The sequence below is a fragment of the Corynebacterium sp. HMSC034B08 genome, assembly GCF_001835805.1.
GTDB lineage: Bacteria > Actinomycetota > Actinomycetes > Mycobacteriales > Mycobacteriaceae > Corynebacterium > Corynebacterium coyleae.
This window is the reverse complement of sequence record NZ_KV825972.1, coordinates 46,015-58,607: the sequence shown is the minus strand read 5'-3', so window position 1 is coordinate 58,607 and position 12,593 is coordinate 46,015. Positions and strand designations below refer to the sequence as shown.

The 12,593-nt window shown below is 61.3% G+C and carries 9 protein-coding genes; 7 read left to right on the top strand and 2 right to left on the bottom strand.

The window, feature by feature from the left end:
- Positions 1 to 142: 142 nt before the first annotated feature.
- From HMPREF2656_RS10720 to HMPREF2656_RS10705, 4 genes are all read left to right on the top strand, one after another.
- Complete coding sequence (locus HMPREF2656_RS10720; RefSeq protein WP_070816738.1) at positions 143 to 1,504, top strand: SLC5/6 family protein; 1,362 nt, start codon at positions 143 to 145, stop codon at positions 1,502 to 1,504.
- 144 nt (positions 1,505 to 1,648) lie between these two features.
- Positions 1,649 to 2,890, top strand: coding sequence for an inorganic phosphate transporter (locus tag HMPREF2656_RS10715; RefSeq protein ID WP_083316681.1), 1,242 nt, complete (start codon positions 1,649 to 1,651; stop codon positions 2,888 to 2,890).
- A 12-nt stretch (positions 2,891 to 2,902) separates the two neighbouring features.
- On the top strand, positions 2,903 to 3,160 hold the full coding sequence (locus tag HMPREF2656_RS10710) for a hypothetical protein (protein ID WP_070816736.1): 258 nt from the start codon (positions 2,903 to 2,905) through the stop codon (positions 3,158 to 3,160).
- Positions 3,161 to 3,590: 430 nt separating this feature from the next.
- Complete coding sequence (locus HMPREF2656_RS10705; RefSeq protein WP_070816734.1) at positions 3,591 to 4,856, top strand: amino acid permease; 1,266 nt, start codon at positions 3,591 to 3,593, stop codon at positions 4,854 to 4,856.
- Between the two features lie 134 nt (positions 4,857 to 4,990).
- Here HMPREF2656_RS10705 and HMPREF2656_RS10700 read toward each other — a convergent pair whose 3' ends face one another.
- Positions 4,991 to 5,458 (bottom strand): hypothetical protein, encoded by a 468-nt coding sequence (locus HMPREF2656_RS10700; protein WP_070816733.1) that lies wholly within the window; start codon positions 5,456 to 5,458, stop codon positions 4,991 to 4,993.
- 253 nt (positions 5,459 to 5,711) lie between these two features.
- Positions 5,712 to 6,167, bottom strand: coding sequence for a hypothetical protein (locus tag HMPREF2656_RS10695; protein WP_070816731.1), 456 nt, complete (start codon positions 6,165 to 6,167; stop codon positions 5,712 to 5,714).
- 264 nt (positions 6,168 to 6,431) lie between these two features.
- Between HMPREF2656_RS10695 and HMPREF2656_RS10690 the strand changes: the two genes are divergently transcribed.
- The 3 genes from HMPREF2656_RS10690 to HMPREF2656_RS13160 form a co-directional block, all read left to right on the top strand.
- Positions 6,432 to 8,168, top strand: coding sequence for an ATP-binding protein (locus HMPREF2656_RS10690; protein WP_070816729.1), 1,737 nt, complete (start codon positions 6,432 to 6,434; stop codon positions 8,166 to 8,168).
- A gap of 213 nt (positions 8,169 to 8,381) precedes the next feature.
- Entirely contained in the window at positions 8,382 to 11,225 is a 2,844-nt protein-coding gene (gene leuS / locus HMPREF2656_RS10685) for a leucine--tRNA ligase (protein WP_070816727.1), read from the top strand.
- A 472-nt stretch (positions 11,226 to 11,697) separates the two neighbouring features.
- Positions 11,698 to 12,593 (top strand): hypothetical protein (locus HMPREF2656_RS13160; protein WP_070816725.1); only part of this gene is annotated, 896 nt, incomplete at its 3' end.

The following is a 12,593-nucleotide window of genomic DNA, read 5'->3' as shown; positions in this document are numbered from 1 at the left end:
TATCGAGCCCTGCATATGAACGGAAACGGGCGGTTCGGCGAGGCCACCGAAACCTTGGCGTTCCGCACGAACCACCGACAACCCCACCGCACAAAAACACGCAGCGTGCCTGACGCAGACAACGTCTGTACCGTAATTCCTTATGACAAAACCGGAGCTGCCGGAGCAGTACAGCGATGAACACCTGGAACTCGCGCGTGACGAGTTCGACGCGGAGAACCTCACCGACGCGGACATTGACCAGATCAAGGAGCACCGCGAGGGTGACGAGCCCGACGGTTCGTTTATGCGTTGGGTGATCACGCTTTTCGGCACGGGCGTGGGTGCGGGCATCCTGTTCTTGCCGATTAATGCGGGGAGTTTCGGGTTCTGGCCGTTGGTCGTCGCTACGCTGCTGATTGCTCCGATGGTGTTTTTCTCGCATCGGACGTATGCGCGCATTGTGGCGGCGTCGCCAGTGAAGGGCCTGGATGTGCTGCAGGTGATCACGGCGCTGACGGGCCGCAAGCGGGGGTTCGCATCGGCGGTGCTGTATTGGCTGGGGATTTATCCCACGGTGTTGATTTACGGCATTTCGATTACGAACACGCTGGACAGTTTCATCGTCAATCAGTTGGGTGGCGCGCAGGTGGACCGGTGGGTGCTGGCCACGGTGTCGGTGGGCATCATGACGGGTGCCTACGCGTTGGGCAAGAAGATCACGCTGTGGATCGCGAACGCACTGGTGTATCCGCTGATCATCGCGCTTGCGGTGGTGTCGTTGTATCTCATTCCGCGGTGGGACTTTGCCAGCTTCCGTGGCTACGAGTCGGACGTGCCGGTGTGGCAGGGTCTGCTGCTGATTCTGCCGGTGCTGGTGTTTTCGTTCAGCCACATGGCGGCGTTGAGCCAGTTCGCGTTGGATGTGCAGAAGAAGAAGGACGGTGATGTGGAGGCCGTCGAGCGTGAGGTGTCCAAGGTGGAGTTGGTCACGGCGCTGTTGCTGGTGGCGTTCACCATGTTTTTCGTGTGGTCGTGCGCGCTGTCGCTCGGCGCGGAGGGTATGGATGCGGCGCGCGAGCAGAACGTGCCGGTGTTGTCGTATTTGGCCAATGAGACGGATACGCCGTTTATGGCGTGGATGAGCCCGATTATCGCTATCGCTGCGATTGTCACGTCGTACTTCGGTCACCTCCTGGGGACGGAGGAGGGCACCGGCTATCTCGTGCGCGTGGTCGCGCCGGGCTTTGCGTCTCGCGTATCGACGACCACCCTGCGCTGGTCCGTCAACATCTTCGTCTTTGTCACCGCGGTGTTGGTGGCGGTGGCGAACCCGTCGATTCTGGACATGATTTCGGTGGTCGGCGGCATTTTCGTCGCGTTCTTGGTCTACATCATGCCGGTGTTGCTGTTCCATAAGGCGGTGGCGTTTAAGCACTACGCGCGTCGTCCGGACACGATCTTTGTGCTCGTGGTGGGGTTGGTGATCATGGGTGTCACTGTGTGGAACATCGTGGCCGGCTAACTACCCCCAGAAGGTGAACGCTACGTGCCGCAGACCGGAAACCCCCAGGTAAAGCAAAGTAGCACCAAAGGGGTTGGTAAACGGGAGGTTAATGGCGCGACCGTAAGTTTCTTAAGTGCTAATTAGGGCGCATAATGCCAGGATGTGAGCATCACTATCCTCCTCGTCCTAATTATTGTTGTGGCGCTGTTTTTTGATTTCACAAACGGCTTCCATGACACCGCGAATGCGATGGCGACGTCGATTGCTACTGGCGCGTTGAAGCCGAAGACGGCTGTGGCGCTGGCTGGCATTTTGAACCTCATCGGCGCCTTTTTGTCGGTGGCGGTGGCAAAGACCGTGGCCAACGGCATTGTGAAGCTAGACGTGTTTGACCTCAGCGACACGGTTGAGTCGGAGCGGCTCCTGCTGGTCGTGTTCGCGGGCCTGACGGGCGCCATTCTGTGGAATTTGTTTACGTGGCTGTACGGCATCCCGTCGTCGTCGTCACACGCGCTGTTTGGCGGCCTGATTGGCGCGGCGATCGCGGCGATTGGTTGGCAGGGCGTCGTGTGGGGTGGCGTGCTGCACAAGATCATCCTGCCGGCGTTGTTTGCGCCGTTCGTGGCTGGTCTCGTCGCAATGATTGGCACCTGGCTGGTGTACCGCCTGACGTCGAATGCGGAGAAGGAGCACCGCGACAATTACTTCCGTTGGGGCCAGATTGGCACGGCGTCGCTGGTGGCGTTGGCGCACGGTACGTCGGATGCTCAGAAGACGATGGGTGTGATCTTCCTGGCCATGGTGGCCGCGGGTCAGTTTGATTCGGATCACACGATGCCGTTTTGGATCCAGGCGTCCTGTGCGCTTGCGATCGCGATTGGCACCTACTCGGGTGGTTTCCGCGTGATCCGCACGCTGGGCAAGGGTTTGGTGGAGATTCACCCGCCGCAGGGTATGGCTGCGGAGACCTCGTCGGCCGCGATCATTTTGACGTCGTCGCACTTGGGCATGGCCTTGTCGACGACCCACGTCGCCACCGGTTCCATCATGGGCTCCGGCCTGACGGGCCCGAAGGGCGAGGTGCGCTGGGGCGTTGCCGGCCGCATGGCCATCGCGTGGATCACCACCCTGCCGATCGCCGCGTTCGTCGCGTTCGTCACCTGGTGGGCGGCCCGCTGGGTCTCGGATCTTGGTGGCGACCCCGTGTGGGGCGGCATCATGTTGGCAGTGGTGCTTGTGATCTGCGGCGGTTACATGTTCATCGTGGCGCAGCGCGAGCCGGTGCACCGCGACAATGTCAACGATGACTGGGAGAGCGATTCGCTTATCGACGAACCCACCACCCCCCACCGCGGCGAACCCGCCCACATCGTGGATACGACCCGCGGCCTGGACCACCAGTAAAGAGGTATAGGCATGCTTGAAATTCTGAAGTCTCTGTTGATGGTGCTCGGCACCGGCTTGCTGCTCGGCGCTGGCCTGCCGGCGTTGTTCTCGTTGAGCATCCACTTCCTGTCGCCTGAGGAGGACGGCACGACGTCCGTGGGTGCGCGCCGGGTGATCGGCTGGGTGTTCCTAGCTATGGTGCTGGTAGCGGTGGTTGCGGCGATTCTATTGATCGCTCGAGAGCGCATTGAGTACTTCACTGGATGGGACCCATATCCGTTCCTCTAGTCACATGCGTCACATTAATTTTTAGTGCGTATGCAGGGATTATTCGCACGGGCCAATCGTTGGTGTTGACAAACTATTTGGCCCGGCCTAGGGTTGCCTCAAGATGAACGGAAGGTGAACAACCTTCACGCTTTGAAAGGAGGTGAACCCGCATGATGAACCTGTTCGACCAGATTCGCGCGTGGTTCCGCGATGAGGATCGTGGCCTTGCCACGCACATCGACGTGTCCCCGCTGGCAGTCCTCCCCCGCGCATAAGCGGTAAACGGCATGTACGCCCGCGTCCCTGAGGTTTGGGGCCGCGGGCGTTTTCGTCGATAAGCAAGGGCGTGGTCTATGATCCGTGTGGCGTATGACACCCCCTAGCGAGGAAGGCGACATTGACCACACCAGCGCGTGAATTTAACTTAGACCATCTGACAGATGCGGACATGCGGCAAATCAAGGCCGAACGTGCCGCTGACGCGCCCGACGGCAGCACCCTGTCCTGGGCGATCACCCTGTTCGGTACCGCAGTCGGTGCGGGCATTCTGTTCCTGCCTATCGACGCCGGATCGTTCGGCATCCTCCCCCTCATCTTCATCTCGCTGCTGGCGCTGCCGATGGTGTTCATGTCGCACCGCACCTACTCGCGCATCGTGTCGGCCTCCCCGGTGAAGGGCCTCGACGTCCTGCAGGTGGTTACCGCCCTGTCCGGCCGCACCCGTGGCCTGATGACGGGCCTGATGTACTGGCTGTCCATCTACCCCATCGTGTTGATCTACGGCGTGAGTATCACCAACACGATGGACAGCTTCCTGGTCAACCAACTCGGCGGACCGCAGCTGCCGCGTTGGGTCCTGGCGGCGCTGTGCGTGGGTGTGCTCACCGGCGCCTACGCCATGGGCAAGAAGGCGACCCTGGCGTTTGCCAACATCCTGGTCTACCCGCTGATCATCGCGCTCGCGGCCGTGTCCATCTACCTCATCCCCCAGTGGGACCTGGCCAGCTTCCGCTCCTACCAGTCCGACACCCCAACCTGGCAGGCGCTGCTGCTGATCCTGCCGGTCTTCGTGTTCTCCTTTAGCCACATGCCGGCGATCTCCCAGGCGGCCCTCGACGCGCAGAAGCGTTTCGATGGCGACGAGAAGGCCACCGAAAAGCTCGTCTCCAAGATCGAAGCCATCTCCGCGATCATGCTCGTCGGCTTCACCATGTTCTTCGTCTGGTCCTGCAGCCTCGCACTCGGTGCCGACGGCATGGACGCCGCCCGCGAAGCGAACATCCCGGTCCTGTCCTACCTGGCCAACGAAACCCACGCGCCGTTCCTGGCGGTGCTCTCCCCCATCGTCGCCCTGTGTGCGATCGCGTCGTCCTACTTCGGCCACGTCATGGGTGCCGAGGAAGGCACCACCTACCTCGTGCGCGCCGTCGCCCCGGAGTTTGCAAACCGCGTCAGCCCCAAGGCCATGCGCTGGGGCATCTACGTCTTCGTGTTCGTCACCACCGTTGCTGCAGCCGTGGTCAACCCGTCCATCCTGGACCTGATCTCCGTCGTCGGCGGCGTATTCATCACCTTCCTGGTGTACATCGTGCCGATGCTGCTCTTCCGCAACGCCAAGGCCTTCCGCCGCTTTGCCAACAAGCCCGAAACCATCTTCGTGTTCGTTCTCGGTGTGATCATCATGGGCGTCGCCATCTGGCAGATGTTTATGTAACGCGCGCAGGGTCCGCACGGGGGTTGCGGACTCCGCATTGCGGACAATTGGGCTCACGCCAACCGTTGGTATGTACCAACGAAAAAAAGCCGCTCCGGTCGTAGCCGGAGCGGCTTTGGTGTTCTAAGGCGAAATTAGAACGGCAGGAACTGCTGGATCATCGGGCCGACGACCGGGGCGAGAACGCCACCGATCAGGACCAGAGCGGAGATGACGGTGCCTGCGATGATGCCGGCCTTCTCGCTGTCAGTGATCGGCTGGGACTTGAAAGTCTCGCCCTGGGCGCAAGCGCGGAGTGCAGCGAGGTTATTTGCGTCATTGACGGAGGTCTCGTCGGAGGAGCCGAAAGCCTCGCCAATCTTGGAGGAGGTCTGGGCGGAGTCGATAAGGTTATTGGCCTTATCCGAGTCCAGGAGCTTCTTAACCTTGACCGGGTCCTTGAGACCGTTCGTGTATTCGATGTTGGACGGCTTGTCAAAGGTCATGTTGCAGGCGTTGCGGCCCTGGACCTTGGTCATCGTGTTGGACGCAGCGTTGGCGTCAACAGCGCCGAGGGAAAGTGTCATGGTTGCTGCCAGGGTGGCTGCGGCGATCTTCTTCACAGAGAAACTCCAATTCTTGGACAGGGGAAAAACAGATTCCACTTATGAAGATATTCCCATGTATGGCGGGTGACAATTACGGTCGCCGAAAGGGAATTTCGTCACCCCTGTTCGGGGCACTGCAGGCATTGCAGGTGCCGCTAGCGTTGCGGACTCCGCATTGCGGACAACTGGGGGCCCACCAACTATCGGCGCCGGGCAACGGAAAAGCGGCCGTTCGGTGAGGAACGGCCGCGTGGTGTCGTCGCAAAGATTAGCGCGGGAGGAACTGCTGGATCATCGGGCCGACGAACGGCGATGCCAGACCAGCGATTGCCAAGATCACAGCGAGCACGGTGGAGCCGATGATGGCAGCCTTCTTGCCCGCGGTCATATCGGCGGTCTTGTAGTCCACGCCCTTCTTGCAGGCGTCGATGGCCTCGAGGTTGTTGGCGCCGTTGATGAGCTCCTGGTCGGAGGAGCCGAAAGCCTGGCCGAGGTCAGCGCTGGTGCGCACCAGGCCGTTCTTGTTGTCCGGGAGGATGTCCTTGACCTTTTCGTCAACCTTGGCCGGTGCGACCTCGATCTTGTTCTTCTGGCCATCGAGGGTCAGAACGCAGACGCGGTCGTCGCCCATGCCGCGCATCTCGTTGGTTGCGGCGTTGGCCTGAACAGCGCCGAGGGAAAGGGTCAGGGTTGCTGCCAGGGTGGCTGCGGCGATCTTCTTCACGGGAGCTCCAAATCTTAGAGGGGAGTTATGAACAGCTATCAATATAGCCAGTTGTCGTTATTAATTTGTAATGTAGGGACATTTTGGGGCGAATAAATGCGCAGGAAACAATTCCGAAAGATATAGAAAGATATCGGAACAATTCTCTGACCTGGGGAAACTTCTGTAGATGCCTGCCCGCAAGCCCGCTATATCTTTTCTATATCTTTCAAATCCCAAAAACGGCCCCGAAAACAATTCCCTGGGGAAATGTACAATCGCACCATGGTTACAGAATCTGCCTGGGATGATCTTCTCCCAAACGTGCGTGATGCGCTTCAGGCGATCAATGACGGGGCAACGGCGGACTCGCAGGAGTCGCTCATCTTGGAGTTCAAGGAGGACCCCGCCGCTCGAGGGGGAGGACAGGCGGAGAGGGAGCGGTTCGTCGACAAGTTGGTGGATGAGGCCGTCTGCATGGCGAACGGGGAAGCAGCCATGGGGTACATCGTGGTGGGTGTCGCCGACAAGGTTCCCGGGAGGGAAGCGTTTACGGGTACCAAACTGGATGAAGAAAAGATCACTCACCGGATCTTCGTCAAGACCAATCCTAACATGAACGTCCAGGTCACGACGTTGGATGCGTGGGGCGCAAGGCTCGTTGTTATTCACGTCCCTGAAGCGCGGGCGTTGTACACGCGTAGCGACGGCGCCGCGAAGAAGCGCACCGCAGACGGCCAATTCTCCTGCAAGGAGATCACGGAAGAGGAGCGTCGCGCTATCGACGCGGCACGTCGCAACCCGGACTACTCAAACGGACCAGCCGATATCTCGATAGACGACTTGCCGTTAGCGGTAGTTGAAGAGGCACGCAGGATGCTCCGCCAACACCGCAGGACACGCGGCCTCGATGCTGCCGTCCCCCAGACCACAGCAGGACTGTTGCGGGAACTTGGGCTTTTGCGTGACGACGGCAAACTTAAACGCGCCGGCGAAATTCTCCTGGCCAGTCCAGAACCAACGGACGTGGTTGTGCGCCACCTTTGGCGGACGTTGCCGGGTGAGGAACCCCGGGCGACGTTGATTTCAGACCCGGTCCTGCTGGCACTGCCCCGCCTTCGCCGACTGATCACCGAAAACGGTGACACTGAGATTGAACGGGTCCAGTTTGACGACGGTGAAGAGGTTGCCATCAGCCGTTTTCCCGAGCAGGCCGTTGATGAAGTTGTTGCGAATGCATTCATTCACCGCGACTGGCGACTGCCCGGCCCGGTGGTTGTCGAGCAGTCCAATCGAACGCTTAAAGTCACCTCCCCTGGCCCACTCCCGCCAGGTGTGACCCGGGACAAACTCCTATCTACGTCCTCGGTTCCGCGGAACAACCGGCTGATGGCGGCAATGCGCACGCTGGGGTTGGCGGAAGAAAGCTCTCGTGGTTTTGACCGTATGTGGGCGACCATGCTCCGAACCGGACGCAGTGAGCCGGAGGTTATCGCAACCGATGTGAACGTCCAAGTGATTCTGGCTGCACAAAAACCGGACGTGGACTTCATCAAGGGGCTGAGGCGGCTGTCGAAGCGTTACGGGGAGGTTGTCGTCGATAGTGTGGCGTCCTTGATTGTGTTGTGGCATCTCAACTCCGCAGCGCTCATCACGGCAACGACCGCAGTGCAGAAAACCCAGCTCACATCGCTTGAAGTTAGGGAGCTCATGGACGAGCTCGTGGACCGCGGCCTCCTCGATTCCGTAGCCGACGCAAACGAATGGACACTCAGCGGCGAGGCTCGGAAACTTCTCAACTTGGGCCAGGCCGGCGAACTGGCAACGGTAAGTATTCAGGAATGGATCGAAGCAAAGCTTCTCGACGGCGAAACCCTCCGGTCCGCCGACATCGCCGATCAAACTGGCGTCAGCGTTGCAGAGGCGGGCAGAATCCTGCGACACCTTCGAAGCCTCGGTAGGGCAAGGATTGATCCGGAAGGTCCCCCTCGTGGCCGCGGCACCCGCTGGATTCGCGCGTAAATACGCGCAGAAAACAATTCCGAAAGATATAGAAAGATATCGAAACAATTCGCTGACCTGCGGCAACTGGCAAAACGGCTCGTCCAAAAGCCCGCTATATCTTTTCTATATCTTTCACATCCCAAAAACGACCCCGAAAACAATTCCCTGGGGAAATGGCGTTCGGGGCGGAGGTCGCAGATAAGCAATGCCTGTTCACTACACTGCATAACCATGACTGAGGCGACCCCGCACCGCTATACGGCCGAGCTGGCCAATGAGATCGAGAAGAAGTGGCAGGCGTACTGGCGTGACAACCACACGTTTTACGCACCGAACCCGGTTGGTGATCTTGCTCCGCAAGCGTCGCAAGACCAGGTCGAACTGCCCAAGGACAAACTCAACGTTCAGGACATGTTCCCCTACCCATCGGGTGCGGGGCTGCACGTCGGCCACCCGCTGAGTTACATTGCCACGGATGTGTACGCGCGCTACAACCGCATGCTGGGCAAGAACGTGCTGCACACACTGGGTTATGACGCGTTTGGTCTGCCGGCAGAGCAGTACGCCATCCAGACCGGTACCCACCCGCGCACGACCACTGAGGCGAACATTGCCAACATGCGCCGCCAGCTGGCCATGTTGGGCCTCGGCCACGACCCGCGCCGCTCCGTTGCCACCACGGACCCGGAGTTTTATCGCTGGACGCAGTGGATCTTCCTGCAGATCTACAACGCCTGGTTCGACGAGGAGCAGCAGAAGGCCCGCCCGATCGAGGACCTCGTGCGCGACCTCATGTCCGGCGCTCGCCAGACCAAGGACGGCCGCAACTTCCGCGACCTGACCACCGAGGAGAAGCACAAGGCTATCGACGAGTTCCGCCTCGTCTACCTCTCCGACTCCATGGTCAACTGGTGCCCGGGCCTGGGCACCGTGCTGGCGAATGAGGAAGTCACCGCCGAGGGCCGTTCCGAGCGCGGCAACTACCCGGTCTTCCGCAAGCGCCTGCGCCAGTGGATGATGCGCATCACTGACTACTCCGACCGTCTGCTCGACGACCTTGACCTGCTCGAATGGCCGGAAAAGGTCAAGAGCATGCAGCGCAACTGGATCGGCCGGTCCCGCGGCGCGGAGGTCGTGTTCGAATCGCCCGCCGGCGACATCACCGTCTTCACCACCCGCCCCGACACCCTGTTCGGCGCGTCCTACGTGGTGCTCGCGCCCGAGCATTCGCTTGTCGACGACCTCGTGGCCGACTCCTACCCCACCGACGTCGACACCCGCTGGACCAACGGCGAAGCCACCCCGCGCGCAGCCGTCGACGCCTACCTGCGCTCCATCGCCGCCAAGTCCGATGTGGAACGCCAGGAAAACAAGGAAAAGACCGGCGTGTTCCTGGGCACCTACGCGGTCAACCCGGTCAACGGCGAGCAGGTCCCGATCTTCATCGCCGACTACGTGCTCACCGGCTACGGCACCGGCGCCATCATGGCGGTCCCGGCCCACGACGAGCGCGACTACGAGTTCGCCACCGTCTTCGGTCTGCCCATCGTGCCTGTGCTCGACGGCGACATCTCCGAAGCCGCCTTCACCGGCGACGCCACCCACATCAACTCCGCCAACGAATCCGGCCTGGACCTCAACGGTATGGGCAAGGAAGAGGCGATTGAAGCGGCCCTGGGGTGGGTCGTCGATAAGCAAAAGGGCTCCGAGAAAATCCAGTACAAACTGCGCGACTGGCTGTTCGCCCGCCAGCGCTACTGGGGCGAGCCATTCCCCATCGTGTACGACGAAAACGGCCAGGCGCACGGCCTGCCCGAGGACATGCTGCCCGTCGAATTGCCGCAGGTAGAGGACTACAACCCCGTCGCCTTCGACCCCGAAGACGCCGACTCCGAACCCGCCCCGCCGCTGGCCAAGGCCACCGACTGGGTCGAGGTCGAACTGGACCTGGGCCACGGCAAGCAGAAGTACTGGCGCGACACCAACGTCATGCCACAGTGGGCCGGCTCGTCCTGGTACCAACTGCGCTACATCGACCCGACCAACACGGATGCGCTGGTGGACATTGAGAACGAGCGCTACTGGACCGGCCCGCGCCCCGACGAGCACGGCGCCAACGACCCAGGCGGCGTTGACCTGTACGTCGGCGGCGTCGAACACGCCGTGCTGCACCTGCTCTACGCGCGCTTCTGGCACAAGGTGCTTTACGACCTCGGCTTTGTCACCTCCAAGGAGCCCTACCGCCGCCTGTTCAACCAGGGTTACATCCAGGCCTACGCCTACACCGACTCCCGCGGCGTCTACGTCCCCGCGGCCGAGGTCGAGGAGAAGGACGGCAAGTTCTTCTACCAGGGCGAAGAGGTCAACCGCGAATACGGCAAGATGGGCAAATCCCTGAAGAACTCCGTCGCACCCGACGAGGTTGTCGAGGACTACGGCGCCGACACCCTGCGCGTTTACGAAATGTCCATGGGCCCGCTCGACACCTCCCGCCCGTGGGCAACCAAGGACGTCGTCGGCGCACAACGCTTCCTGCAGCGCCTCTGGCGCCTGGTCGTGGATGAGGCCACCGGCGAGGTCACCGTGGTGGACGCTTCGTTGACGGAAGACGACCTCAAAGCCCTCCACCGCACCATCGCCGGCGTACGCGACGACTACGCCCACCTTCGCGACAACACCGTCGCCGCGAAGCTCATCGAGTACGTCAACTACCTGACCAAGACCTACCCGTCCGGCGCCCCTCGCGACGCCGTCGAGCCGCTGGTCCAGATGGTCTCGCCGCTCGCCCCGCACATCGCCGAGGAACTCTGGTCCCTGCTCGGCCACCCCGAGACCATCACGTTCGAGCCGTTCCCGGAGTTCGCCGAGCAATGGCTTACCGACGACACCGTCGAGGTCCCCGTCCAAATCAACGGCAAAGTCAAGGCCCGCATCGACGTGGCCACCGACGCCTCTAAGGACGACCTCGAAGCCGCCGCCCTTGCCGACGACCGCGTCGCCGCCTTGGTGGACGGCAAGACCGTAGTCAAGGTGATCGCGATCCCGGGCCGCATGGTCAACCTCGTGGTCAAGTAGGGGTTCTGCTCGGGTTCTGCTCGGGTTCTGCTGCCCTACCCTTTCTCATACCCTTCCCAAAAAAGTTCCCCGGTTCGGCCGAATCCGGGGAACTTTTTTGTGCCCGCGCCGACCTGTCCTGGGCGTAGTGAATTTTCTTAGCCCGCCGGACGAAGAAAGTTCCCCGCCCGGGAACTATTTTGCCGGTGATGCCCAAAATGCCCGGCCTGCCTCACCCCGGGCGCCCCGCCGCCTCACCCCGACCAGCGGGCCCGGCCCCACCGCCCCCACCGCCCCGTCCGGCTGACAGATCACGGCGGAATCTGTCAGGCGCCGGTAAACGTGCAGGTCAGAAAACGTTCCTGACAGATTTTGCAAAGTTTGTCAGGAGGCGGCCCGGGCAGCGCCAACGTTCCGGTCCGGCGTCCCACCGCGCAGGGTTGTTAAACTCGGCTGGGCAAAACTGATACCTATCCGATGAAGGAACACATCAATGTCCACTCCGAACAATGACGGCTTCGAGCCGTATCCGCAGCATCCGCAAGGAAGCCACCCGGAGAACGACGGGGGTTACCCGAGCTACGACAGTTACGCCGACCCCGCCGACGCCGGCAACTACGCCGACCAAGCCGGCAACTACGCCGACCAAGCCGGCAACTACCAAAACGGCTACAGCGACTACAGCGCGTTTGAGGTCAATTCGGCGGCGTCGATGGCGGGCAACACGGCGTTGCGGTTCCATGGCCAGCAGTTGACGGACAACGTTCCGGGCGATGGTGTGAGCCCGCACCCGATTAACGACCCGGCGAATAACGGCTGGTCGCATGTGAAGGGCACCGGCAAGCTGAACATTTTGGAGGCGATCGGCTGGGGCTTCAAGACCGTGTTTGGCAACCCGAAGCTGTGGCTGCCGCTTGGCGTGGTTTACCTGCTGCTGAGTGTGGCGGTGCAGTTTGTGCCGACGGTGGGCACCTGGATTCAGGTGGGCGGCACGACGGTGTTCGGCCCGTGGATGATTGGTGCGGCGTTGCAGGCGACGCTGGCGCGCAACCTGAACTTCGGGGATGTGAAGTCGCCGACGTTTGGTAAGACGCTGGGCATGTCGGTGTTGTTGTCGGTCATCGCCATGCTTGGCATGACGGTGCTGCTGACGGCGCTGGGCATTGGTGCGTTTTCGGCGATCGATCCGACGTTGATCCCGGAGAACCCGGAGGCGATCATGGATGACCCGGAGACGTTCTTTGCGGTGATGGGCCCGGTGATGGCGGCATTCGGCATTGGTTTGGTGGTGATGCTGCTGATCAGCCCGCTGTTTATGCTGCAGCCGTGGTTCGCGGGTGACAACAATGGCACGTTTGGCCAGGCGTTCACCGGTGGTTTCAAGGCGGG

Excerpts from the sequence above, each read along its gene's own strand:
- HMPREF2656_RS10690 (WP_070816729.1), top strand. The coding sequence starts at position 6,432 with ATGGTTACAGAATCTGCCTGGGATGATCTTCTCCCAAACGTGCGTGAT.
- leuS (WP_070816727.1), top strand. The coding sequence starts at position 8,382 with ATGACTGAGGCGACCCCGCACCGCTATACGGCCGAGCTGGCCAATGAG.
- HMPREF2656_RS10710 (WP_070816736.1), top strand. The coding sequence starts at position 2,903 with ATGCTTGAAATTCTGAAGTCTCTGTTGATGGTGCTCGGCACCGGCTTG.
- HMPREF2656_RS10720 (WP_070816738.1), top strand. The coding sequence starts at position 143 with ATGACAAAACCGGAGCTGCCGGAGCAGTACAGCGATGAACACCTGGAA.
- HMPREF2656_RS10705 (WP_070816734.1), top strand. The coding sequence starts at position 3,591 with ATGCGGCAAATCAAGGCCGAACGTGCCGCTGACGCGCCCGACGGCAGC.